Raw genomic sequence first — 24538 nt, forward strand, 5'->3', positions numbered from 1 at the left:
CCCTCCTCTGTTCCTCGGCGGGCACTCTCTTCTGCTCCTCGGTGAAGACCCTCCTCTGTTCCTCGGCGGGCACTCTCTTCTGCTCCTCGGTGAAGACCCTCCTCTGTTCCTCGGCGGGCACTCTCTTCTGCTCCTCGGTGAAGGCCCTTCTCTGTTCCTCGGCTGCGGAGCAGTCGAGGACCCCGGGCCCACCCCACAACGGCCCCCGTCGCGGCGATCCACGCGAGCGCCAAGCACGCGAAAGCGGTGGCCGTCCGGGCATCGGGGTGGATCAACGGCTGGGCGCGGAGGGCCTGCCAGAGCAGGAGGGCCACCGCGGTCAGATAGCTGAGGCCGAGGATGCCGATCAGGCGGGCGCGGACTCGTTCCGTGAGCCAAGGACGGCGGCGGGAGAGATAGCCGAGGGTGAGGGTGGCCAGGAGGAGGACCTGGATGCCGTGCAGCCCCGCGAAGTGGGGGACGCGGAGGTCGCCGCCGACGGTGCTCCAATGGGTGACGGGAAGGCCCGGGAGATCGTCCCGGACGGGGAGGGGATGGGGGAGGACCGTATGGCCCGCGGCGAGTTCGACGGGACGGCCCGCGACATCGCGGACCAACTGGGAACCGGTGCCGCCCATCAGATAGGCGAGGGCCATACCGAAAACGGCGATCGTCAGGCCCATATGGATGGCCCGGGCGGTAGGCCGATCGATCAGCCGCTGCCACGAAACCACCACGGCGATAACGAGATTGGCGACGAACAACCCCGGCACCCCGGACGTGAAGATCACCTGCCCGATCCGATTGACACCGTCGACATCATCCATATTGAAATGACTGAACGTCCCCCGCGCCGCCTGCAACACGATGAACCCGACATCCACCAGCCCCGTGACCGCGAACACCGTCCCCAACCACCACGTGACCCGAGACCCCTTGTGCGGCAACGTCAACAACCACGCCAACGTCGCCGAATACAACGCGAACGCCAGCCCGAACTTCAACGGCTTCAGCCACACCGACTCCCCGAGCAGCATCCGCCCATCGAAAATCATTGCGACCGAACAAAACCCGGCCAACACCCCCATGACAACGGCCAACCACCCCAACGGCCGATGCCACCCTCGAACAAACCCCGCCCCACCAGATATCCCGATCATGCCCCGACGCTAAAACCCCCACCCCAAACCCCACCTCCCCCCAAAGTGCTGCCCCCACCCCCTACCCCAGTACCAGCCGCACCCTTTATTCAAATCCGCACCCCCTGCAAGCCCCTGAAAGCGGTGCGAATCCAAATAAAGGGTGCGGCTGAGCTTCGCGGGCCCCCTCATCGGCCCGCGAAACGGATCAGTCCTGGGGCCTGCCCAGTTCGAGGCCGCGGGCGAGGAGCCAGGGGAGGGGGTCGAGTTTGGTGCCGGCCTCGTCGGCCCAGACCTCGTAGTGCAGGTGTGGGCCGGTGGAGAAGCCGCGGTTGCCGACGGTGGCGATGGTGTCGCCCGCGCGGACCTGTTGGCCGACCGTGGCGAGGATGTCGTTGACGTGGCCGTAGACGCCGATGGTCCCGTCGTCCTGCCGCACCCGGACCCACATGCCGAAGCCGGAGGCGGGGCCGGCCTCGACGACCACACCGTCGGTGACGGCCGCGATGGGTGTGCCGATCGGATCGCCGAAGTCGATGCCGGCGTGCAGCGCGCCCCAGCGCATGCCGAAGCCGGAGGTGAGTACGCCCGCCACCGGGCGGACCGTGCGCTTGATCTCGCGCGCCGCCTTCGCCTCGAGCCAGGGGCCGTCGTCGGCGGGTGCGGGCTGCGGCCGCGCCGCGACGGGCTCGACGGCGAGAGGTGCGGGCGCGGCGGGAGCGGTCTCCAGCGAGCGGGCGACGGCGGCCAGTCCGGGCGCGGAACCGGAGCCGTGGCGGTCGGCGGCTCCCAGCGTGGCGATCGACGTGCCGACGACCGCGGTCATCGCCACGGCCTGCGCGGCGCGCCGGGCCCGCCGCGTTGGTAACGAAACGGTCACGGGCATGCAGGGAAAGCTACGACAGTCAAACTCGAGGCCCGTAATCCTGTCGTGACCATCACAGCCGGGCAATACACACCACTAGATCGACCAGCAGCCGCGTAGAAACGGACGAAATGCCATGTAAATCGCCATATGCAAGCCGGAAAGGAGACCTTGACCCCACCCTGGCTAACCCCCAGACTACTTAAGTGGCCACTAACGGTACCCAAGCCCTATCCGCCCTCGCCGACCCCACCCGCCGAGCCATCTTCGAGGCCCTCCCATCCGCCCCTCGCTCGGTCACCGACTTGGCCACCACCCTCGGCATCACCCCCTCGGCCGTCTCCCAACACCTGCGCATCCTCCGAGAGGCCCGCCTCGTCCTCGTCCGCCCCGAAGGCACCCGCCGCCTCTACTCCCTCGACCCGCGCGGCCTGGCCGCCGCCCGCGACTACCTCGACCAGTTCTGGCCCTCTGCCCTGGCCTCCTACTCCGCCGCTCTGACCCACGCCGAATCCACCAGCCCGAACCCTGACCACCCCTCGGCCGCCGGAATCCGTCCCACTCATCCTGACCGAGGTCCCCGCAACACCCTTCCCTCCTCGGCCCACTGAACCCGTCCGCGGAACCTGATCGCGGTCCCCACCCGCGCTCGTCCCCTCGATCCCGCCGCCCGGCCTGATCGAGCCCCTCAGCACCCACCGTGAGCGCCCGCGCTCGAATCAACTACGCCGTGCCTGATGAGTTCCCGCGACTCCGCCCACCTTGCCCGTGCTCAATCCTTGGTCGAGTACGCGCAGAGCGAGCAGCCCGTCAGCGCCGCGCCCTGGTTGGGGTCACCCATCGCCCCGCCCTCCTCACCCTGGGCAACGCCGATCCATCAGCGCCGCGCCTCGACCCACTGCCGCCTCAGCAGTCACCCCCCTCGCCACGCGGCCTCCACCACGCGCCTACTCGACCCACGAACGCGGCGTGCCAGTTCGGATCTATCCACCCGAATCACGCTGCGCGAAAGCACATTTCGAACGCACTCGACCCAGAATGCCCCCGCCACCCGCGAGCCCGCCCCCTCCACAGCTACCCCGCCGCCACCCCTCACCCCCAAACAATCACGGGCAACGGCCCCTCACGCCGCTGCCCGCCACCGAAAACCCTTACCCCAACCCCCTTCTCACCCCACCCGCCGAAACGCCGACCGCCGCCGCTCCAACGCCGCCCCCGGCCAACTCCGCTTACTGAGCTGCTTGTCGACCGCCTCGATCACCTCCGGCACCTCGATCTCGAGCAGCCCGGGATCGGGGGAGTGCTGATCATGGTCGCCGGTCCGTCCCGCCCACAGGACCACATGCCGGTTCAACAGATGCGGCGGTGGGCCGCCGCGGCTCGGTGGGGTCGGGCCGAACAGCAGGACCGTGCGGGTGCCGAAAGCCGTTGCCAGATGGGCAACTCCGGTGTCGCCACACACCACCAGGGCCGCCTCGGCGATCGTCGCGCTCACCTCGAGCAGGGTCTGCCGACCCGCGAGCACCTGGTGGGTGGGCAGTCCGGCGCGCGCCGCGATCGACAGCGCGATATCGCGTTCGAATTCGTCGCCGGTGAGCACCACCTCGCGGCCCTGCACCAGCAGATGCCGCACCACCGCGGCGAACCGGTCCGGCGGCCAGCGCCGCGCGGGCGATCCGGCGCCGACGTGCACGACGACGCAGTCGCGATGACTCGTGGTCGAAACCGGCGGCACGAGACCGAGATTGCGGCGGTCGGCCGCGATGCCGTCCGACTCGAGCAGATGGCACCAGCGGTCCACCTCGTGCATATCGTGCTGCCAGTCCGGACCCTCGAGATCGGGGAAGGCCGGATTGCGGTAGGTGAGGATGCGCGCCGGATTGGTGCGGGCCAACTCCACGATGCCCTCGGCGCCGCCACTGTGCAGATTGACGGCGAGCGCGGGCGCCTCCCCGTCCCAGCGCATGCTCTCCGGATCGGCGGTCGGTACCATCTCGTCGATCGACGCGATCAGATCCACGATCGGCTCGAGCCGCAGCGGCGCGGCGAGCGCGATGTGATCGCGGGGCCGGGCCCGGCGCAGCGCGCGTAAAGCCGGGACCGCGGTGAGGAGATCACCCAATCCGCGTGCGCGCAGCACGAGTACAACCGCCACCCTCTTCTCCTAGCCTCCACCAAGCGATCCATGCGGTCCCGAGACCCCCTCGGCCCCCGCAGGACGGCACGGCTGAGAAGAGCCACCAGAATGGGATACCCGGCGCCCCGATGGCCGAAACTCGTCGATCCCCCGTGATATCGGCCGCATTCGCCCCGCCGACCCGATAGCATGCTCCGGACGGCTCGAGCGACCGGTGTGTGGTGCCCGGCGCGGCCGCGAGTAGCCTGTCGTCGGTCGGGACGTCGAATTGGACTGGAGGATCACATGATTCGGACCGCTGGATTCGCCGCCGCCGTGGTGGCGGTCGGCGCATTCGGGGTGCTGGGCGCCGGGACGGCGCAGGCCGCGCAGGGCACGGTCAGCATCAACGGCAAGCTGTACGACAACCCGACCGGCTGCATCGATACCGGCAACTCGTTCCAGACCACCGTCGGCAACACGACCGACAAGGTCGTCGAGGTGCACGCGGGCCGCAACTGCACCGGCCCGGTCATCGGCCGCGTCGACCCCAACGGCCTCGCCCTGGTCCCCAACGGCAGCCTGCTCATCGTCGAATAAGCCCGCCGCCCAAACCCTTCCGCGCCCCGGTCCCGAAACCGGGGCGCGGTCGTGTCCGGGCATCGAGCGGAAGGTTCGTGCGCGCAGCCCGATGTCCCGCCCCGAGCGGAAGGGTTCGCGGCGCGCCCAGCATGATGTCCCGCCGCCAAGGTGAGGTTCGCGCGCGCAGCCTGATGTCCCGCCCCCGAGGGCAAGGTTCGCGCGCGCCCAGCCTGATGGGCCGCCCCAAGGTGAGGCTCGCGCGCGGGGCCTGATGTCCCGCCTTCGAGGGCAAGGTTCGCACCCGAAAAGATCTCGCTGAGCGGAACCGGGGGCCCCGACCCCGACGCTGATTAGCGTCGACAGGATGGCGAGCAGGTCGGAGCGGCGCAGGCCGTTGAAAATCGTTACGGGCGTGAGCGGCTCACCGAAGGTGTACGACGCCGCGCTGGATCCGGACCGGTCCACGCTGGCCGACGCGGTGGAGATCGCGCGAATCGCCGAGGCCCACGGCTTCGACGCCCTGTTCGCCGCGGATCTGCTCACCTTCGGGGCGCAGGGCGCGATCGGCGCGCAGGAGCCGCTGATCTACCTGTCCGCGCTGGCCGCCGTCACCGAACGGGTCGGGCTCATCGCGACCGTCACCACCACCTTCCATCACCCGTACAATCTCGCGCGGCTGTTCGGCACGCTCGATCACGTGAGCAACGGCCGCGCGGCCTGGAACGCGGTCACCTCCTCGGTCGGCGAGGAGAACTACGGCGACGGCGAATTGCCCGGCCCCGAGGAGCGATACGCGCGCGCCGCCGAGGTCCTCGAGGTGACCGACGCCCTGTTCGACAGCTGGCAACCCGGCGCGCTCACCCGCACCGACTCCGGCGCGCGCCTGGACCCGGACCTGGTACGGCCCATCGACCACACCGGCCGCTTCTTCACCGTGCGCGGCCCGCTCAACATTCCGCCGCTGCCGCAACGCCGCCCGGTCCAGTTCCAGGCCGGGCAGTCCGCGGGCGGCATCGAACTCGGCGCCCGCTTCGCCGAGGTCGTGTTCACCTCGCTGGCCACCCTCGAGGACGCGGTGGTGTACGCCAAGCGAATCCGCTCCCGCGCCGCCGAACTCGGCCGCCCGCACGGTCTCCCGCGCATCTTCAGCTCCCTGCACGCCACCTACGGGGCCACCGAGGAGGAGGCGCGCCGACTGGTCCGCGAACGCGTCGAGGGTATCGATCTCGACGCCGCCCGCCGCACCCTCGAGGACATGCTCGGCGGCGTCGACCTCTCCGAGCTTCCCCTCGATCGGCCGATCCCCGACCACGTCCTGCCCGACGTCCACGCCGTGCACCGCCGCCGCGGCCGCGTCGAGATCTTCACCACCCTGGCCCGCACCGGAAAAACCCTGCGCGAGTTGATCATCGCCGCCCAGGACACCGGCCACTGGGCCGCCGCGGGCACCCCCGAACAACTCGCCGACGCCATCGAGGAGCGCTACACCGCCGGAGTCCTCGACCTCATCGGCCTCGGCGGCCTCGACGACCCGCGCACCCGCGACTTCCTTCTCAACGGCCTCCTCCCCGAACTCCGCCGCCGCGGCATCGTCGCCCCCGAACCCGCCACCGGCACCTTCCGCGAAATCCTCGAACTGCCCCCGCTCCCGGAACGCCCCACCGCGCGATCCGAGCGGGTGCCCGCGTAACCACCTGTGACCGCGGACAACAGCGCGGGGGCGGTGCTGCGGGTGGTGCTCGAGCAGGGGGCCGTGCCGCGCAGTGCCATCGCGCGGGCGGCGAATCTGTCCCCGGCGACGGTGACCGCGCAGGTGCGGGCGTTGGTGGCGGCCGGGCTGCTGGTGGAACTGCCGGAGACCGCGGGGCCGGCGAAGGTGGGGCGGCCGCATTCGCCGCTGAGCCTCGACGTGACCGGGAACGCGGTCATCGGGGTGCACATCGCCGCCGAGCACGCGACGGTCGCCGTGCTGGATATCGCCGGGGGCGTGCGGCTTTCGCATCGGCTGCCGCATCGCGGCCCGGATCCGGACGAGATCCTCGCCACTGCGGCGGCGGAGGTGCGCCGGATCCGCGACGAGTTGACCGAACGGGTCATAGGCGTCGGCGTGGCCGTGGGCGGCTGGGTCGATCCCCGCGCCGGGGAGGTCGTGGACCACGCCACCCTGCACTGGCGCAATGTGGCGGTGCGGCAGCGTCTTTCGGAGCACACCGGCCTGCCGGTGTCGCTGGACAGCCACACCCGCGCCCTGGTGCACGCCGAGCAGTTGTTCGGCCACGCCCGGGACGCGGCGGCCACCGTGGTCCTGTTCGCGGGCAATGTGATCGACGTGGCCTTCGCGGTGCACGGCCGGGTGCACTACGGACCGCGGTCGGCCGCGGGGGCGATCACCCGGCTGGTCGGCGGCGAGGCGGCGGAGGACGAGCTGGCGGGCTGCGCGGACCGGGTGCTGGTCGCTCGGGCGCGCCGCGCCGGACTGGCGGTGCGCACCCTGCCCGACCTCATCGCGGCCGCCGCCGAGAACGAGACCGCGCGGGAACTGTTCGCTGACCGCGCGCGCGTGCTCGGCCGGGTGGTGGCGGTCGTGATCGATCTGCTCGACCCCGACGCCGTGGTGATCGTCGACCCGGCCCTGGTCCGGGTGCCGGGGGTGCGGGCCGCGTATCTAGCCGCGGTGCGGGAGTTCTCGGCCTGCGAGCGACCCGAGGACGTGGTGCGCGGCTCGTCGTTCCTGGGCCGCGCCCTCGAGACCGCGGCGGGCGCGGTGGTGTTGCAGCGCTTGTTCACCGACCCGCTCGGCGTGACCGCCGCGGCCCGACTTTGATTCCGACTAATTTTAAGTCGAACGAATATTGCCCTCGCACAAGGGTTTCCGCGAAAGTTCAAACATGTATCCCGCCATCAGAAAAATAGGGATCGCGCTCACGGCGGCGCTTTTCCTGGGCGCGTGCGCCACCCACGGCGACGGTGACGCGGCCCTGTCGGCACCGCTGCCCACCTCCGTGCCACCCGGCACGAAACTATCCATTTCCGTGAACACCACCCGGGTCGCGCTCGAGGCGTCCGGCCAATCGAACACCCTGCCGTTCACCGTCTCCGACTGGCCCGTCGTCACCGCCGGACCCGATGTGATCCAGGCGTTCCGCGGCGGCGCGGTCGATCTGGCCACCAACGCGGGCATCCCCCCGATCCACGCCCACGCCACCGGGCTCGACGCCCGCATCGTCGGCGTCAAGGTCCGCTCGACGCCGCTGTATCAGCTGGCCACCGCCCCCAATTCGACCATCGGGTCGCTCGCCGACCTGCGCGGCAAGCGCATCGGCTTCTCACCCGGCCAGGCGCAGGGCGTGGTGGTGCTGCGCACCCTGCGGACCGCCGGGCTGAAACCCTCCGACGTCCAATTGGTCGAGCTGAACAGCCCGCAGTTCCTCACCGCGTTGCAGGGCAAGCAGATCGACGTCGCCCCGCTCGCCGAGCCGTCGCTCACCAAATACCTCGCCCAATACCGGGATCAGAGCGCCCGCGCGATCACCACCCCCGCGGTCGACGCGCTCACCATTCTGTGGGCCCCCACCGCGGTGCTGAAGGATTCCGCGAAACTCGCCGCCGTCGCGGAATTCGTGAAGGTCTGGGCGCGCACCGACGTCTGGTCGTGGGAACATCCCGACCAATGGCTCGACGCGTATTACGTGAAGGATCAGAAGGTTTCGGCCGAGGACGGCCGCCGCATTATCGGCACCCTCGACAAACCCTATTTCCCGGCGAATTGGGACGCCGCGATCGCCTGGGAACAGGAAACCGTCGACCTGGTCACCGCCTCCGGCTATTTCGGGAAGAGTTTCGACGCCCACGACCTGTTCGACCGGCGCTTCGAACCCCTTGCGGCGCAGGCGGTTCCGGAGCAGTACCGAACCAAGGAGGCGTCGTGACCGTCGCCCTGCCGCGCACCGCGGTATCGATCCCCCAGCCCGAGGAGGGTTTCGTCGAGCGGCGTCGCCTGCGCCGCCTCGGACTGCGCAAGCCGATCCCCTTCGCCCGCCTGCTCGGCGTCGCGCTGGTGCTCGCCGCCTGGGCCGCGGGCATTCACTTCGGGCTGCTCGACCAGCGCAAACTCTCCGCGCCGTGGACCGTGCTCGACACCGGCTGGCGACTGGTCCGCGACGGCACCCTCGGCGAGAACACGCTCGCCTCGCTGCGCCGCGCCGCCATCGGCCTCGGCATCGGCGTGCTCGTCGGCACCGGTCTGGCGCTGCTGTCGGGCCTGTCCCGGCTGGGTGAGTCGCTGATCGACGGCCCGCTCCAGGTCAAGCGCGCCATCCCCAGCCTGGGGCTGATCCCGCTGCTGATCCTGTGGCTGGGCATCGGCGAGACGTTCAAGATCGTGCTCATCACCCTCGGCGTCGTCATCGCCATGTACCTGCAGACCCACGCCTCGCTCACCACCATCGACAAGCGCTTCGTGGAACTGTCGGAGGTGCAAGGGGTTTCGCGCGGCGAGTTCATCGGCCGGGTGGTGATCCCGGGGTCGCTGCCCGGCTTCTTCCTCGGCCTGCGGCTCTCGGTCACCGGGTCCTGGCTGTCGCTGGTGGTCGTCGAACAGGTCAACGCCACCGACGGGCTCGGCAAGCTCATGTTCAACGCCCAGAACTACGGGCAGGCCGACGTGATCCTGGTCTGCCTGGTCGTCTACGGCGTGTTCGGACTCGTCTCCGACTCCCTCATCCGGCTGCTCGAACGCAAGGTGCTGTCATGGCGTCGCACGATCGCGACCTAGGCGTGCGGACCCGGGACCTGGTGCGGTCCTTCGGCGATCGCACCGTCCTGGACCGGATCACGCTCACCATCCCGCCCGGCCAGTTCGTGGCGCTGCTGGGCCGCAGCGGCTCGGGCAAGAGCACCCTGCTGCGGGCCCTGTCGGGACTGGACCACGACGTGCCCGGCACCGGCTCGCTGCGGGTGCCCGCGAAAACCTCGATGGTGTTCCAGGATTCGCGGCTGCTGCCCTGGCAGCGGGTACTCACCAACGTGCTCTACGGCCAGCCCCGCGCGCGGCGGGCGGCCGGACGGGCGCTGCTGGCGGAGGTCGGGCTCGCCGGACGCGAACGCGCCTGGCCCACTGAGCTTTCCGGTGGAGAGCAACAGCGGGTGGCGCTCGCGCGGGCCCTGGTCGGCGAGCCCGACCTGCTGCTGGCCGACGAACCGTTCGGGGCGCTGGACGCGCTGACCCGCATCCGCATGCACGAACTGCTGCGGGCGCTGATCGCCCGGCACACCCCGACCGTACTGCTGGTCACCCACGACGTGGACGAGGCCGTCACCCTCGCCGACCGCGTGCTGGTGCTCGACGACGGCCGCATCACCGTCGACCTGCCCATCGACCTCCCGCCCGCCCGCGACCCGGGCGGACCGGAATTCCAGCGCATCCGCCGCTCCCTGCTCACCGCGCTGGGCGTCGTGCCCACCGCCGTCTGAAAGCGAATCCCATGCCGAAACAGTTGCACCTCAACGCCTTTCTCATGTCCACCGGCCACCACGAGGCGTCGTGGCGGCTGCCCGAATCCGATCCGCACGCCAACACCCGGATCGAGCACTACGTGAACCTCGCGCGGATCGCCGAACGCGGGAAGCTGGACTCGATCTTCTTCGCCGACAGCCCGGTCCTGTTCGGCGACACCGGCCGCCGCCCGGCGGGCAAACTCGAACCCACCGTGCTGCTCACCGCCATCGCCGTGCAGACCTCGCGGATCGGGCTGATCGCCACCGCGTCCACGAGCTACAACTCGCCGTTCAACCTCGCGCGCCGGTTCGCGTCGGTGGACTGGGTCTCCGGCGGGCGCGTGGGGTGGAACATCGTCACCACCGCGGGCGCGGACGCGGCCCGCAACTTCGGTCTCGACGATGTGCCCGACCACCGGCTGCGCTACGAGAAGGCCGCCGAATTCGTCGATGTGGCAACGAAACTGTGGGACAGCTGGGCCGACGACGCCGTCCTCGCCGACAAGGAGGCGGGCCTGCACACCGACCCCGACAAGGTGCGCGCCATCGACCACGAGGGCCGGTTCTTCAAGGTCGCGGGCCCGCTGAACGTGCCGCGCCCGCCGCAGGGCTATCCCGTTCTGGTGCAGGCGGGTTCGTCCGAGGACGGCAAGGAGTTCGCCGCCCGCTACGCCGAGGCGGTGTTCACCGCGCAGCAGACCCTCGACGACGGGCTGGCCTTCTACACCGATCTCAAGCGCCGCGCGGTCGCGCTGGGCCGCGACCCGGAGACCGTCAAGATCCTGCCCGGCATCGTGCCCGTCATCGGCGACACCGAGGAGCAGGCCCGCGCCCTCGACGCCGAACTCGAGCGGCTCATCTCCCCCGAGTACGCCAAACGCCAATTGGCCCGCACCTGGGGCATTCCCGTCGAGGATCTGGATCTCGACGCCGAACTGCCCGCGGACCTGCCCACCGAGGACGACATCCAGGGCGCCAAGAGCCGCTTCACGCTCATCGCGAATCTGGCTCGGCGCGAACGGCTCACGCTGCGCCAGCTCATCGGGCGGCTCGGCGGCGGGCGCGGGCACCGCACCTTCGCGGGCACCCCGGAGCAGGTCGCCGACACCATCGAGGAATGGTTCACCCGCGGCGCGGCCGACGGGTTCAACATCATGCCCGCCGTGCTGCCCTCGGGCCTGGAGCGCTTCGTCGATCAGGTGGTGCCGATCCTCCAGCGGCGCGGCCTGTTCCGCACCGACTACACCGAGACCACGCTGCGCGGCCACTACGGCTTGGCGCGGCCGGTCAACCAGTTCGACGGGGCGGACGAGCTCGTGGTCGCCGGATGAGTTCCTGTCCCGACTGGATGCGCTATCTGGTCCGGCGGTGCGCGCGGCACCGCCGGACCGTCTTCGTCGCCGCGTCGGGCTCGGTGGTGGCGGCGGTGCTCACCGCCGTGCTGCCGCTGCTGGTCCGGCACGTGGTCGACGCGCTCACCACCACGACCGCGTCGGTGCTGCCGTGGGTGGCGGTGCTGCTCGCGGTGGGAGCGGCCCGGTTCGCGGCCGCCTTCGCGCGGCGCACCGGATCGTCGCGGCTGTCGCTGGACGTGCAACACGATCTGCGCCGCGACCTGTTCGCGGCGCTGCTGCGGGTGACCGGGCGGCAGCGCTCCGGGCTCTACACCGGACAGGTCGTGAGCCGGGCCATCACCGACGTGACGCTGATTCAGATGTTCCTGCAACTGGTTCCGCTCGTCGCGGGCAATGCGCTGCTGGTGGTCGTGTCGCTGGCGCTCATGGCGACCCTGTCCCCGGCGCTCAGCCTGATCGCGCTGCTGGTGATCCCGGCGCTGTGGCTGATCACCCGGCGCAGTCAGCGCGACCTGTTCCCGGCCAACTGGGACGCCCAGGCCCGCGCCGCCGAGGTCGCGATGCGGGTGGAGGCCGCGGTCACCGGGGTGCGGGTGGTCAAGGGTTTCGGGCAGGAGTCCCACGAACTCGACGGGCTCGCCGCGTCCGCGCGCGACCTGTACCGGTCGCGGCTGCGGGTCACCCGGCTCACCGCCCGATACACCCCGGTCATGCAGGCCGTGCCCGCCGCCGGGCAGGCGCTGGTGCTCGTGGTCGGCGGCCTGCTCGCGCTGCGCCACTCCCTCACGCTCGGAACGTTTCTGGCGTTCATGACCTATCTGGGGTCGTTCGTCACGCCCGTGCGCATGTTCACCATGCTGCTCACCGTCAGCCAGCAGGGGCGGGCGTCGCTGGAACGCGTGCGCGAGGTGATCGAGTCCGCGCCGACGGAGACGGTCGCGCCGCAGCCGTCCGGCGCGACGGGTCCGCCGCCGCGCCTCGAATTCCACGGCGTGCGTTTCGCGTTCGAGGACCAGCCGCCGGTGCTTCGCGGCCTGGACCTCACCGTCGCGGCGGGGGAGACGGTCGCGATCGCGGGCGCGGCCGGTTCCGGGAAATCGGTGCTCGTCCAGCTGTTGCCGCGGCTGTTCGAACCGGACGCGGGCCGAATCCTGCTGGACGGCACCGACATTCGGGACCTGCCCGACCTGCGTGCCCGGGTGGCGATGGTGTTCGAGGACACCGCGCTGATGGCCGACACCGTGCGCGCCAATGTCGCCTACGGCCGCCCCGACGCCACCGACGCGCAGGTCCGCCACGCCCTGTACCTGGCCGCCGCCGACGACTTCGTCGCCGCCCTGCCCGAGGGGCTGGACACCCTCATCGGCGAACGCGGGCAACGACTCTCGGGCGGGCAACGCCAGCGGATCGCGCTGGCCCGCGCGCTGCTCACCGACGCCCCGATCCTCGTCCTCGACGACGCCACCTCCGCCATCGACGCTCAGGTCGAGGAGGAGATCTTCCGGCGCGTCGCCGCCGAGGTCCGCCAGCGCACCACACTCGTGGTGGCGCACCGCGTCTCGACGCTCGCCCTGGCCGATCGGGTCGCGGTCCTCGACGAGGGCCGCATCGCCGAACAGGGCACCCTCGCCGACCTCCAGACCTCCGGGGAACTGTTCCACGCCCTGTTCACCCCGCCCGACCCGGTGAGCATCGCCGCCGACCTGAGCGGCGTGCGCGACCCCGTGCCCACGGCCGGGCTGTGGGCGGCCGGGGACGGCGACGGCGACGAGTCCCGCGCCCTGGAACAGATGGCCAAGGCGTTCGCGCGCCGCGCCGCCAGCGCGCCCGGGGCACTGGGCGGGCACCTCGGTGGCGGGCTCATGTCCAGCGCCCCACCCAGCGGCGACGTCCGCGCCCGCATCGATCGGCTCCCGTCGGTCGCCGGGGAACCCGATGTGCCGCAGTCGTTCTCGCACACCCCCGATCCGCGGTTCGATCTCGCCCGGCTGCTGCGGCCGTTCGCGATCCCGCTGCTGGCCGGGCTCGGGCTGGTGGCCCTGGACGCGCTGGCGCAGATCGTGATCCCGGTGCTGGTGCGGCACGGCATCGACCGCGGCGTGCTGGCCGGATCGCGCGCGGTGCTGCTCGGCGCGGCCGGGGCCGCGCTGACGCTGGTGCTGGTGGACTGGGCGATCACCGTCGCCCAGGTGCGGGTCACCGGCCGGGCCGGCGAGCGGCTGCTCTACGGCCTGCGGGTGAAGGTGTTCGCGCATCTGCAACGGCTCGGGTTGCGGTTCTACGAACGAGAGTTGGCCGGGCGCATCATGACCCGGATGGTCACCGATGTGGACGGGCTGTCGACGTTCCTGCAAACCGGTCTGGCCGTCGCGCTGACCAGCACCCTCACCATCGCGGGTGTGGTGGTGGCGCTGCTGGTGATCGACGCCCGGCTCGCGCTGGTCGTGCTGGCGGTGCTGCCGGTGCTGGCGGTCGCGACGATCGCGTTCCGGCGGGCCTCGGTGCCCGCCTATCATCTGGCGCGCGAACAGGTCAGCGCCGCCAACGCCTACCTCCAGGAGAACGTCGACACCATCGCCGTCACCCAGGCGTATCGGCGCGAGGCGGTCAATCAGCGCGGATTCGAGCGCCGCTCCTGGGGTTACCGTAACGCGCGGTTGCGCAGCCAGACCCTGATGGCGTTGTTCTTCCCGTTCGTGGAGATCATGTCGGTGGTCGCCACCGCGGCCGTACTCGCCGTGGGCGTGCACGAGGTGCGGGCGGGCGCGCTCACCGCGGGCACGCTGATCGCGTTCCTGCTCTACATCGATCTGCTGTTCGCGCCGATCCAGCAGCTGTCGCAGGTCTTCGACAGCTATCAGCAGGCGGTGGTCGGGGTGGAGCGGCTGGGCGCCCTGCTGCGCGAACCGGTCGACACGCCGGACGAACCCGATGCCCGCCCGGTCGAACGACTCGCGGGCCGAATCGAATTCCGCGGCGTCGGATTCGCTTACGATCCGGCCGGGGCGCGCGTGCTGTCCGGCATCGATCTGGTGATCGAACCGGGGCAACGGGTGGCCGTGGTCGGCGAGACGGGTGCGGGCAAGTCCACGCTGGTGAAACTGCTTGCGCGCCTGTATCACTCGACGGAGGGGGCGGTGCTCGTCGACGGCGTCGACGTCCGGAGCTATCAGCTGCGCGACTACCGCAAACGGCTCGGCGTGGTTCCGCAGGAGCCGTTCCTGTTCGGCGACACCGTCCACGCCACCATCGCCTACGGCCGCCCCGAGGCGAGCCCGGCCGACGTCGAATGGGCGGCACGGGCGGTCGGCGCCCACGAGATGATCGCCGCCCTGGAACACGGCTACCGTCAGCCCATCGGCGCGCACGGCGCGGCCCTGTCCGCGGGCCAGCGTCAGCTGCTCGCCCTGGCCCGCGCCCAACTCGTCGAACCCGACATACTCATTCTCGACGAGGCCACCGCCTCCCTGGATCTGGCCACCGACGCCCGCGTCCGCGCGGCCATCGACGTGCTCACCGCCGGACGCACCACGATCGTGGTGGCGCACCGCCTGGCCACGGCCGCCGACGCCGACCTCATCGTGGTCATGGGGGAGGGTCGCCTGCTCCAAACCGGTTCGCACGCCGACCTTTCCGTGATCGACGGCCCGTACCGGCGGCTGTGGTCGGCCTACGTGGGCGACGACGAGTCGCTCGCCGATCATGATCGTGCGAAGGTGTGAGGATGCGCCTGGGGATCTATCTCGCCGACAGCCCGCCCGTGCCGGAGGTGCTCGCCCTGGTGGCGAACGCCGCCGAATCCGGTTTGGACAGCGTGTATTTCAACCAGGCGTTGAGCTGGGACGCGGCGACCGTGGCGGCGGTCGCCCTGCGCGAGGTGCCCGGCATCGAGGTGGGCACCGCCGTGGTGCAGACCTATCCCCGGCATCCGGTCGTGCTCGCCGCGCAGGCCCGGACGATCGCCGCCCTCGCGCCCGGCCGCTTCACCCTCGGCGTCGGCCCCAGCCACCCGCCGATCATCGAGGGCACCTTCGGGCTGTCGTACGACCGCCCCGCCCAACACCTTCGCGAGTACCTGTCGGTGCTGATGCCGCTGCTGCGCGGGGAGGCGGTCGACGCCGACGGCCCCATGATCCGGGCCGCCGCGACGATCACCGTCCCCGACGCCCCCGCCCCACCCGTCCTGCTGTCGGCGCTGGGACCGAAGCTGTTGCGGCTGGCGGGTGAACTGGCCGACGGTGTCGTCACAGTGTGGAGCACACCGGAATTCGTCGCCGATCACATCGCCCCCGCCGTCCGGGCCGCCGCCGACGCCGCCGGGCGACCCGCGCCCCGCGTCGCCACCATCGTCTCCGCGGTCGTGACCGACGACCCGTCGCCGCACCGCGCCCAGCTCGCCCACCAGCTGGCCCCGGTCTCCGCGCTCCCGAGCTATCGCCGCGTGCTGGAGCGCCAAGGCTTGCGGGGCGTGCACGAGACTGCCCTCATCGGCCCGGAAGACATTGTGGCCGAGGGCATCCGGGCGTACGCGCGCGCAGGGGTCACCGATCTGCTGGTGAGCCTGCGCGGCGACCCCGCCGAACGCGCCCGCACCCGGGAGCTGCTGGCCGCCGTGCGACGCGACTGAGCCTCAGCCGAAGCTCAATTCGGGAATGGCGTTCATCAGCTGTTCCCACTCGGGATATCGGGCGAGTTTGGCCTCGTAGATCGCGGTGATCTTCGCGCCCAGCTCCGGATCCGGGTCGTCGGAGACGTCCGGTCCCACATGCAGTTTGGCGAAGTGCGGCAGGATCTCCGGATCTCCGGCCAGATGCGCGGGGTCGTACATGTAGCGCTCGAGGGCGTCGAGATCGGCCAGCCCGAACGAATAGGCATGGGTGAAGCCCGAATCGGGGTCGCCGAGAAAGCGCCCGACGGTGGCGAAGGACACCGATTCGGCCGCGGCCGTGCGGCGTATCAACGCCAACACCCGGGCCTTCTGCTCCTCGGTGGTCTCCGCGCGAAACGCGAAGCGTAACAGGTGGACGATCACGACGGCCTCCTCGCAATTGAACTCATGAGTTCAATCTAATGTCCCTACCGGTCAGGGCGCAATACTGAACGGGCGAGTTCATCCGACCGCGTACCATCACACCGTGACCCCCGAGAGCCCGACCCGAGGACGAATCGACAAACGCCACGCGATCCTCGCCGCGGCGTTCACCGTCTTCGCCCGGCGCGGATTCGGCCGGGCCAATGTGCAAGAGATCGCCGCCGCGGCCGGGGTCGCCAAGCCCACCGTCTACAACCACCTCGCCGACAAGGAGACCCTGTTCCGCGGCGCGGTCGCCGCCGCGGCCGACGAGGTCGCCGCCGAATGCCTGGCCGCGCTCGACCCGCTGCGCGAGACCGGCCCCGACCTCGGCCCTCGCCTGCGCACGGCCGCGGCACGGCTGGTGCGAATCTGCGCGGGCGAACGCGCACACGCCTTGCGCGCCTTGGCCTATGCCGAATCGGCGGCCTTCCCGGACCTGGTGCTCACCGTGCAGGAGCGCACCTCGCTGGAGTTGGCCGAGGCGCTGGGCGACCGGCTCGCCCGGCTGTCCCTCGCCGGAGTCCTGCGCCCGTGCGACCCCACGCGCGCGGCCGAACATTTCCTGGCGCTGCTGACCGGACCGCTCGAGGCCCACTCCCGGCTGGGCACCCGCCCGGTGGCCGACGACGAACTGGACGCCATCGCCGACGCCGCCGTCGACGTCTTCCTGCGGGCCTACGGCGGCTAGGACACCGAATTCGCCCGCGCCGCGACGGCCGCGGCGGCCGCGCGCCCCTCGGCCCGGGTCACGACGTGGTCGCGCGCCACGAGCAGCGCGGCCTCGGAGCCGTCGTCGACCGCGGGCACGCCGCACGCCACGGCCACGCCCGAATCGTCCACCACCACTTGCAGATTCGCCAGGGCGGCGGCGGGGAAGGCGTGCCGCAGGGAGCGGCTGACGTCGGCGACGGCGAGCCGGGCCAGCGGCGCGGTCTCGGCCGGGTCGGCCGTGCCGATCACGACGGTCACCGGGAACTGCGCGGGCAGCGCGACCAGCGCGTCGGCGATGGTGGCCAGCCTATCGATGCCCAGCACCGCGATCAGCTGCCGGGCGCCGAACCGGGCCGGGCGATTGTGCAGCAGATCGACGCACTCGGGCGCGATCCACGCCTCGACGACCGCGCGGGCGCCCCGGCCGCCCGGTCGCGGGGCCGGGTCCACCTCGGGCGGTTCGTCCAATGTGGCGACCTTGCCGCACAGCGCCATCACATGCGCCGCGTTGACGAATTCGGGTGCGGCGAACGACAATTGAGTCGCTCCGTACAGAATGGTCAGAATCGACTCCGCCGTCGCGACATAGCTGGGCAATGTGGACGGCTCGCTCCGGCCCTCGAGAGACTGCATGGCGCGGCCCAGCAGAATCGCGTCGAACGCGAGCAACTGGGTGAACGGCCGCCGCAGCCGCTCGTCGCTCGTGATCTCGGGAATGAAGTCGATGCTGAGATTGGGGGACTGCAATTGCGACGAGCCGCCCGAATCGTAGGACGTCGACCGCGGAATGCGCTGCATCCACGTCCCGGCGAAGCTCTCCAGCGCCGCGGGCAGGGTGCGCGCGGGCTTGCGGCCCGCGGGCGGCGGCGCGTGCTCGGCCTCGTGGGCCAGCACGGACAGATACAACGCGCGCTTACCGGGGAAGTTCGAGTAGACCGCGCCCCGGGTGAGGTCGGCCCGCTCGGCGATGCCGTCGACCGTGGCCCCGCGGAACCCGCGCGCGGTGAACTCGGCCTTGGCCGCCTCCAGAACCTTGCGCCGGGTGCGGATCTGCTGTTCCGCTCTGGTCAGACGAACCATGGCCCTTTCACCCGTCTCCGTGCGTCCGTCGACGTCGACGTCCGACCGCCGACGCTAGTGGATGAGTATCAACCCTTGACGAACAGGCTCGCGACCGGCCCGTGCGCCGGGGTCGTCAGCACCGCGCTCGAGATGTATGAGGCATCGGGATGTTGCTACCATCCTGATGATATCCGGGAACGTCGGCGGCCGTTGCTCCCGCGCCGAAGAAGGGACCGGCATGAACGAGATCGATGACATCCCCCTGGTCCCCGGCGGTCTGCCGCTGCTGGGCCACGCGCTCCCGCTGCTGCGCGATCCGCTGGGATTCCTTGCCGCCCTTGCCGATCGGGGCCCGCTGTGCCGCCTGCGGGTCGCCGCGCAGCAGGTGGTCGTGGTCTGCGATCCGGCCCTGGCCTGGAAGGTCTTCGCCGACGACCGCACCTACGACAAGGGCGGCCCGTTCTACGAGCGGTCCCGCGAGGTCGCGGGCGACGGCCTGGGCACCTGCCCGCACAGTCGCCACCGCCGCCAGCGCAAGCTGTGCGCGCCCGCGTTCCGCACCGACCGCGTCCGCGGGTACGCGGGGATCATGGTCGGCGCGATCCACGAGACCATCGGCGGCTGGCGCGACGGCGAGGTGGTCGACGTCAGCGACGAACTGTCGACCATGACCTTCGCGGTCGCCGTCGAGACCATGTTCTCGACGTCGTTGTCGCAGCGCCAGATTCGCGATGTCGCCGCCGATCTGCGCACGATCGCCGCGGGCCTGTTCCGGCGCACCGTGCTGCCCGGCTGGATCAACGCGCTGCCCACCCCCGGCAACCGGCGCTACAACGCCGCCGCCCGCCGGGTGCGCACGCTCGCCGCCGAGGTCATCGCCGAGCGCCGCGCCGACGACCACGACCGCGGCGATCTGCTGTCCGCGCTGATCCGGGCGGGCGGCGCGGACGGTGAAACCGGCTGGAGCGACGTCGAATTGGTCGATCAGGTCTTCACCTTCTTCCTCGCCGGTGCCGAGACGACCGCCAGCTGCGTCCTGTGGGCGCTGTACTCGCTCGATCGCCGCCCCGAAACGCTGCGCGCGGTGCAGCGCGAGGTCGACGAGGTGCTCGCGGGCCGGGCCGCCGCGCCCGCGGACCTGTCGCGACTTCCCCTGGTGAGCAATGTCATCGACGAGACGCTGCGACTCTATCCCCCCGGCTGGCTGCTGACCCGGGTCGTCGCGAGCGATACCGAACTCGACGGCGTCCGGCTGCCCGCGGGCAGCACCGTCGCGGTGAGCCCGCACATCATCCATCGCAATCGCGAACTCTACGACGATCCGGACACGTTCGCGCCGGAGCGCTGGACCGATCCGGACCTGCGGCGAAAGCCGTACCTGCCCTTCGGGATCGGCGCGCGCCGGTGCATCGGCGAACAGTTCGGCCGCATCGAGGCGGGCCTGACCCTCGCGACCGTCCTCGCCCGCTGGCGGCTGTCGGCGGTGGCGCCGCTGCCCGCCACGCTGCCGCTGTCCCAACTGCCCGCCCCGCGCGCCCTCGCGATGCGCCCGATCCGGCGCGAACCGTCGGTGTCGCCGGTCTGACCCGCGCGGTTCCCGAGAGGTCGATGCGATGCAGCTGTCGATTCCCGTGCGGCGGCCCGTCGGCCGGTTCGCCGCCGCGATCGCGCGCGAGGCGCTCGTCTGCTGGTCGTTCACGTGGGGCGATCTGACCGCCACCGTGATCCCCGCGACGACCTTCGCGCTGGCGGCCTGGGCGCACAGCGGGCGGTCCGCGGCGGCGCTGCCGGGGATCGTGCTGTCCTGCCTGATCTACTTCTGGCTCTACATCTACACGTTCAACCTCTCCAACCAGCTGACCGGCATCGAGGAGGACCGGCACAACAAGCCGCACCGGCCGCTGGTGTCCGGGTTGATCGACGAGCGCGGCGCGCGGTGGCGGCTGTTCGCGGTGACGACGGCGTTCCTGGCGGCGGGGCTGGCCCTCGGCGTCGTCGAGTGGACGCTGATGTGGGTGGGCGCGTGGATCTTTCACGATCAGCTCGGCGGTGCGCGCCGCTGGTGGGGCAAGAACGCGGCGATGGTCGCGGGCACCGTCGCGCAGCTGGCCGCGGCCTGGCGGATCGTCATGCCCCTGGACGCGTCGGCGTGGACGTGGATCGCCGCGATCGCGGTGCCCCTCGGGGTCCTGGTCTCGTTGCAGGATCTTCGCGACGTCACCGGTGATCTCGCCGCCGGGCGCCGTACCGCGGTGGTCGTGCTCGGAGATCGCAACGCGCGGTGGCTGTTCGGGATCGCCTTCGCGGGCTACCCGGTGGCCCTGGACGTCCTGCTGTATCGGCACGCCGGCCTGCCCGCGCAGCTGCTCGGCGGAGTCGCGGCGGCCATGTCGCTGACCATTTCCTGGCGGGTGCTGCGCCTGCGCGACCGGCACGCGGACAACATCACCTACCTGCTCTACACCTGCTGGTACTGCGTGACCCTGGCCAGCGCGATCCCCGCACTTGCCCGCTGAGACAGGGCAATTCGGACACCTTCCACGCCGTCCGTTCGGTCTCGATTCGGCATTGGGATGTAGCAAACATTCAGATGTTGATACCATCTGAACTACCGAGTCCTCGGTGTTTCGATCTCGACCCCTGAGTCCCACCTGGCGACGGCCACGCGAAGGAGAACGTGCATGACCGGCGGAGAAGACGGGATGGCCGAAGGTCGGAAACGGTTCCGTTCCAGCCGAACGCGAGCAACAACTCAGCGGTCGCGCCGGGGACTACGGCACGGTTGCGATACGGCCCTGCGGCCGTGGCCGCCGTTCGGTCGGGGAATGCCGCGTCGAGGAACTCGGGCGGAGGGATATCGAGTGTGCAGTACCTGGAGGGTGGTTTGAAATGGCGGAAGATCAGGCCGCCGAGCTGGGACGCGCGAGCGTCTCGACCGTGGTTTTCGAACTGGATGGCATCGTCTACGAAACCGAGCTGACGTCGGTGGAAGCGGACCGGCTGCGGGCGACGTTCAACGAGTGGATCGCGCACGCGCGGCGCCGGCGCGAGCCCGCGCGCCGGAGCGCCGCGATGACCGGGCACCGGCGCGCGGTCCGTTAGGGGCTTCCCGCGCCCGGGCGCGAAACCTCTTGCGCCCAGCGAAGATTGCCCGACATCAGGTGGCCGAGGCCGTCCACGTACGCGCGGACGTCGCTGCGCGGGCCGAGGTCACCGGCGAGGATGTCGGTGCGACGCTCGAGGAATCCGATCTCGGTCTCGTCGAGCACCTGGGCCAGCCGATCCACCGCGGCCTGCACGCTCATCCGCCCGCGGCGGACGAGCGCGCCGACCGCGTTCGCGGGGTGCGGGTCGGCGGGCTCCGGGGCGAAGAAGTAGAGGTCGCGCACCAGGACGAGATGATGCACGACCGCCCGGCGCAGCGCCGTGAGCCGCGGTGCGACGGCCAGATCGCAGAGGTCGATCCCGAGCGCGTATTCGAGGTGGGTGGTGAGCCACCACCCGAGCGCGGTCGTCCGGCGCGCCTTCAGATAGCGGTCGAGATCGACGGTGGTCGCGCTCGGCCAGCGTTTCGCCTCGTCCAGGTGGCTGTCGGCGATCTCGCGCCACGCGCGGCGCGCCCGCCGGGCCAGGTGCGGGGTCATCTGCCGTTCGGCCGCCTCGATCGCGGTGAACACCATCCGGAACACCGGATCCGCCGACGGCGGGGGCTCGCGCCCGGCGAAGACGCTGCTCCAACGGGTGTGCAGGGCCTTGGTGGCGCCGTAGTTCTCCGTGACGCCGGGTTCGCGAAAGGTCTCGTCGCACAAGGCGACCGGGATCATCAGGTTGGTCAGGTCCAGGGCCCGATCGCCGCGCATGGCCGGAAAGGCCGAGCAGGCGAAGTGATTCGGGCGGCGGCGCAGGTACCGCCGCGCGATGTCCGCGTCGCCGAAGTGTTTCTCCAGATACGGCCGGGCCCATCGCTCGCTCTGCCGGTCGAGTTCGGCGCAGGACCGGTGACAGCGGTCGGGGAGCCGAGTTCCGATGGGCGGCAGGCGATGCGACGTTCCGGGCGGAAGGGGGTGCGCCTGGGTAGCCATCGCTGTCCTGTCTTGCCGACGATCAGCCGAGTCGGGCCGATTGGGATGGTATCAACATTCGGATGTCACCAGTATCTCCGGGTTCGGGCGCACTGTCGGCCACTTGCCGGATTCCGCGTCGTGCCGACACCTTCGTCCCGTTCGCCGGTAGCGTGGCGGGACCCGCGGAGAGAGGTGAGGTTGTGTCGGAGAACAAGGACGATCCCGCTCGGCTGGCCGAGTTGATCGAGGCGGCGGAGGTGACCGTCGCGGTGGCGGAGTCGCTGACGGCGGGCAAGCTGTGCTCGGCCCTGGGGGCGGCCCCGAATTCGGGGGAGTGGTTCCGGGGCGGGGTGGTCGCCTACGCGACCGAGGTGAAGCGCAAGGTGCTGAACATGCCCGATGTGCCGCCGGTCTGTTCGGAGGCGGCCGCGGCGCTCGCCACGGGCGTGCGGTCGCTGCTCGAGGCGGACCTCGCGGTCGCGACCACCGGCGTCGGCGGCCCGGGCCCACAGGACGGCGAACCGGCCGGATCGGTGTGGTTCGGCGTGGCGACCGACAAGGGTGTCGACACGATCCACCGGCAGTTCTCCGGTGAACCCGAGGAGGTGCTCGACCAGACCGTCGCCTTCGCGCTGCGGCTGCTGTTCGAGGCCGCCGAACTACGCGTGTGACAGCTCCCCGGAACCGTTGTGCGCCACGGTGTCCGGATCCTCCTGGTCCGGGCGGCCGGGCTGGTCGTGCAGATCGGCGACGATCCGCCCGACCGTGCGCCGACTGATGCCCACCTGGGCCGCGATCTCGGTGAGCGGGAGATTCGCCGCGTAGAGCTCCCGCACCCGGGCCCGGACATCGGGATCGCGGCGCAGTTGCCGGGCCGCGGAATCGCCGGAGGGAAGGCGTAGTTCGGCGGTGGGGTAGGGATCGGCGGGCGCGTCGTGTCCGAAGGGATTGTGGCCGTTGGTCTCCGGGGCGCGGTCGAAACCGTTGTGGCCGTTCGAGATCGGGGCGGTGGTGGGTTCCGGCGTCGCCGCGTCGTCGGGCACCGGGTCGTCGACCGGGGTCCCGTTGTGCGGTCGTGCCTCGTTCTCGAGGGTCACGATCGGTTGCCCGTTGTGGGTGGGTGCGTGGTGGCCGTTGTGCCCGTTCTCGGACGTGACGGCCGTGGCGATCGGCGGGTGGTGTCCGTTCGTCGACGCGGACTCCTCGGTGGCGGGCGCGGAGTCGCGCGCCTCCCACGGATTCGGCAGCCGCATCTCCAGCAGCGCGGAGGTGCTCGACAGAATGGCGATGGTGTCGAGCAGGACCGTGCGCTGGCCCTGCTCGGTGATCAGGCCGCCCTCCTCGACCGCGTCGCGCATGGCCTTCTGCAACCCCCGTTTGGCGCGTTCGACCCGGCGGCCGCGCGCGCCCGAATCGAGGAGGGTGCGGACACGATCGTGGGCCAGGGCGACGCCGATGAGCCGGCGCTGGGTGGCGACCTCGCTGGGCGTGCGGTCGGTCGGATCGGCCAGGCCGAGGCGGATGAGGATCCGCTCGGGGGTGAGCCGCCAGTTGATGCCGCGGAAATGCCCGGCGCGGCGGCGTTCCAGCGCCATGCTGCGCTCCCACCCCCACGCCGCGACCAGCGGGGCGGACAGCCGGATCAGCAGCGTGCCGAGATTGTCCGCGTCGGTGGCGGCGAGCACCGCGGACAGGCAGGTCAGCACCCACATGGCGACGCCGTCGACTCCGGCCGACCCGCCCGCGCGCTGCGCGGCCCGCGCCCGCAGCGCCGAGGTGATCACCATGATCTCGAGGAACGAGAAGAACATCACCCGCAGCGACACCGGCAGATGCAGGGATTCGTCGAAGAACACCCACATGCCCTGCGCGCTGACCCCGGTCGCGATGGCCGCGGCGACGACCGTGCCCGCCTGTTCGGCCGTGATCACGTGACGTCTGGCCGCGCGCAGCGCCTTGCGCAGCACGACGACCGCACCGGCCGCGACCGCCAGACCCACCAGGGTGAAGACCACCGCGGGAATCGGATGCGACTCCACGGCCGCCACGGCTCGATCGATCTGCCTCATCAGGTGCAACGGTCCTTCCTCACGCG

Annotated in this window: 21 protein-coding genes and 1 pseudogene; 15 read left to right on the top strand and 7 right to left on the bottom strand. The window is 71.0% G+C overall.

Annotation, left to right across the window (positions count from 1 at the left end; genetic code table 11):
• Together ACWDSJ_RS00640 and ACWDSJ_RS00645 are read right to left on the bottom strand one after the other, a co-directional pair.
• On the bottom strand, window positions 1-998 hold a 998-nt coding region (locus ACWDSJ_RS00640), incomplete at its 3' end, for a hypothetical protein (RefSeq protein ID WP_450028568.1).
• A 328-nt stretch (window positions 999-1326) separates the two neighbouring features.
• Complete coding sequence (locus ACWDSJ_RS00645) at window positions 1327-2004, bottom strand: M23 family metallopeptidase (protein ID WP_450028569.1); 678 nt, start codon at window positions 2002-2004, stop codon at window positions 1327-1329.
• A 185-nt stretch (window positions 2005-2189) separates the two neighbouring features.
• Between ACWDSJ_RS00645 and ACWDSJ_RS00650 the strand changes: the two are divergent.
• Window positions 2190-2474, top strand: a pseudogene (locus ACWDSJ_RS00650) (ArsR/SmtB family transcription factor); the annotation flags it as partial.
• A gap of 677 nt (window positions 2475-3151) precedes the next feature.
• Here the strand turns inward: ACWDSJ_RS00650 and ACWDSJ_RS00655 are convergent.
• Window positions 3152-4138 (bottom strand): glycosyltransferase family 9 protein, encoded by a 987-nt coding sequence (locus tag ACWDSJ_RS00655; RefSeq protein WP_450028570.1) that lies wholly within the window; start codon window positions 4136-4138, stop codon window positions 3152-3154.
• A gap of 267 nt (window positions 4139-4405) precedes the next feature.
• On the opposite strand from ACWDSJ_RS00655, the gene ACWDSJ_RS00660 reads away from it, so the two are divergent.
• The 9 genes from ACWDSJ_RS00660 to ACWDSJ_RS00700 all read left to right on the top strand — a co-directional run bounded on the left by ACWDSJ_RS00660 (window position 4406) and on the right by ACWDSJ_RS00700 (window position 16159).
• The gene (locus tag ACWDSJ_RS00660; RefSeq protein WP_387357350.1) at window positions 4406-4699 is read left to right on the top strand and encodes a hypothetical protein; all 294 of its coding nucleotides are present in this window, start codon (window positions 4406-4408) and stop codon (window positions 4697-4699) included.
• A 346-nt stretch (window positions 4700-5045) separates the two neighbouring features.
• On the top strand, window positions 5046-6371 hold the full coding sequence (locus ACWDSJ_RS00665; protein ID WP_450028571.1) for an NtaA/DmoA family FMN-dependent monooxygenase: 1326 nt from the start codon (window positions 5046-5048) through the stop codon (window positions 6369-6371).
• Window positions 6372-6377: 6 nt separating this feature from the next.
• Complete coding sequence (locus tag ACWDSJ_RS00670; protein WP_450028572.1) at window positions 6378-7505, top strand: ROK family protein; 1128 nt, start codon at window positions 6378-6380, stop codon at window positions 7503-7505.
• Between the two features lie 208 nt (window positions 7506-7713).
• A complete protein-coding gene (locus tag ACWDSJ_RS00675; RefSeq protein WP_450028573.1) occupies window positions 7714-8610 on the top strand; it encodes an ABC transporter substrate-binding protein in 897 nt (298 codons plus the stop codon).
• A complete protein-coding gene (locus ACWDSJ_RS00680) occupies window positions 8607-9455 on the top strand; it encodes an ABC transporter permease (protein ID WP_450028574.1) in 849 nt (282 codons plus the stop codon). Before ACWDSJ_RS00675 ends, ACWDSJ_RS00680 begins: the two co-directional genes overlap by 4 nt.
• On the top strand, window positions 9431-10153 hold the full coding sequence (locus ACWDSJ_RS00685) for an ABC transporter ATP-binding protein (RefSeq protein ID WP_387357354.1): 723 nt from the start codon (window positions 9431-9433) through the stop codon (window positions 10151-10153). The genes ACWDSJ_RS00680 and ACWDSJ_RS00685 overlap by 25 nt, the downstream gene beginning before the upstream one ends.
• 11 nt (window positions 10154-10164) lie before the next feature.
• On the top strand, window positions 10165-11508 hold the full coding sequence (locus tag ACWDSJ_RS00690; protein ID WP_450028575.1) for an LLM class flavin-dependent oxidoreductase: 1344 nt from the start codon (window positions 10165-10167) through the stop codon (window positions 11506-11508).
• The gene (locus ACWDSJ_RS00695) at window positions 11505-15254 is read left to right on the top strand and encodes an ABC transporter ATP-binding protein (protein WP_450028576.1); all 3750 of its coding nucleotides are present in this window, start codon (window positions 11505-11507) and stop codon (window positions 15252-15254) included. The genes ACWDSJ_RS00690 and ACWDSJ_RS00695 overlap by 4 nt, the downstream gene beginning before the upstream one ends.
• Window positions 15255-15256: 2 nt before the next feature.
• Entirely contained in the window at window positions 15257-16159 is a 903-nt protein-coding gene (locus ACWDSJ_RS00700) for a TIGR03564 family F420-dependent LLM class oxidoreductase (protein WP_450028577.1), read from the top strand.
• 3 nt (window positions 16160-16162) lie between these two features.
• Here the strand turns inward: ACWDSJ_RS00700 and ACWDSJ_RS00705 are convergent, their stop codons facing one another.
• On the bottom strand, window positions 16163-16564 hold the full coding sequence (locus ACWDSJ_RS00705; protein WP_387357358.1) for a Dabb family protein: 402 nt from the start codon (window positions 16562-16564) through the stop codon (window positions 16163-16165).
• Window positions 16565-16667: 103 nt separating this feature from the next.
• Here ACWDSJ_RS00705 and ACWDSJ_RS00710 point away from each other — a divergent pair, with 103 nt between their 5' ends.
• Window positions 16668-17294, top strand: a complete 627-nt coding sequence (locus tag ACWDSJ_RS00710) for a TetR/AcrR family transcriptional regulator (RefSeq protein WP_387357359.1) — start codon at window positions 16668-16670, stop codon at window positions 17292-17294.
• Here the strand turns inward: ACWDSJ_RS00710 and ACWDSJ_RS00715 are convergent.
• Window positions 17291-18397, bottom strand: a complete 1107-nt coding sequence (locus ACWDSJ_RS00715) for a TetR/AcrR family transcriptional regulator (protein WP_450028578.1) — start codon at window positions 18395-18397, stop codon at window positions 17291-17293. The genes ACWDSJ_RS00710 and ACWDSJ_RS00715 overlap by 4 nt on opposite strands.
• A 220-nt stretch (window positions 18398-18617) precedes the next feature.
• On the opposite strand from ACWDSJ_RS00715, the gene ACWDSJ_RS00720 reads away from it, so the two are divergent.
• The 3 genes from ACWDSJ_RS00720 to ACWDSJ_RS00730 all read left to right on the top strand — a co-directional run bounded on the left by ACWDSJ_RS00720 (window position 18618) and on the right by ACWDSJ_RS00730 (window position 21481).
• Window positions 18618-19964: a cytochrome P450 gene (locus ACWDSJ_RS00720; RefSeq protein ID WP_450028579.1), complete on the top strand. Its 1347-nt coding sequence runs from the start codon at window positions 18618-18620 to the stop codon at window positions 19962-19964.
• Window positions 19965-19992: 28 nt separating this feature from the next.
• Complete coding sequence (locus ACWDSJ_RS00725; protein ID WP_450028580.1) at window positions 19993-20895, top strand: UbiA family prenyltransferase; 903 nt, start codon at window positions 19993-19995, stop codon at window positions 20893-20895.
• A gap of 373 nt (window positions 20896-21268) precedes the next feature.
• On the top strand, window positions 21269-21481 hold the full coding sequence (locus ACWDSJ_RS00730) for an Lsr2 dimerization domain-containing protein (RefSeq protein WP_450028581.1): 213 nt from the start codon (window positions 21269-21271) through the stop codon (window positions 21479-21481).
• Here ACWDSJ_RS00730 and ACWDSJ_RS00735 read toward each other — a convergent pair.
• Entirely contained in the window at window positions 21478-22461 is a 984-nt protein-coding gene (locus ACWDSJ_RS00735) for a terpene synthase family protein (RefSeq protein WP_450028582.1), read from the bottom strand. The two genes, ACWDSJ_RS00730 and ACWDSJ_RS00735, sit on opposite strands and share 4 nt — an antisense overlap.
• Window positions 22462-22643: 182 nt before the next feature.
• Here ACWDSJ_RS00735 and ACWDSJ_RS00740 point away from each other — a divergent pair, with 182 nt between their 5' ends.
• Window positions 22644-23114, top strand: a complete 471-nt coding sequence (locus tag ACWDSJ_RS00740) for a CinA family protein (RefSeq protein WP_450028583.1) — start codon at window positions 22644-22646, stop codon at window positions 23112-23114.
• Here ACWDSJ_RS00740 and ACWDSJ_RS00745 read toward each other — a convergent pair.
• Window positions 23103-24512, bottom strand: a complete 1410-nt coding sequence (locus tag ACWDSJ_RS00745) for a helix-turn-helix domain-containing protein (protein WP_450028584.1) — start codon at window positions 24510-24512, stop codon at window positions 23103-23105. The two genes, ACWDSJ_RS00740 and ACWDSJ_RS00745, sit on opposite strands and share 12 nt — an antisense overlap.
• Window positions 24513-24538 lie beyond the last annotated feature (26 nt).

The sequence above is a fragment of the Nocardia sp. NPDC003482 genome (assembly GCF_053588115.1).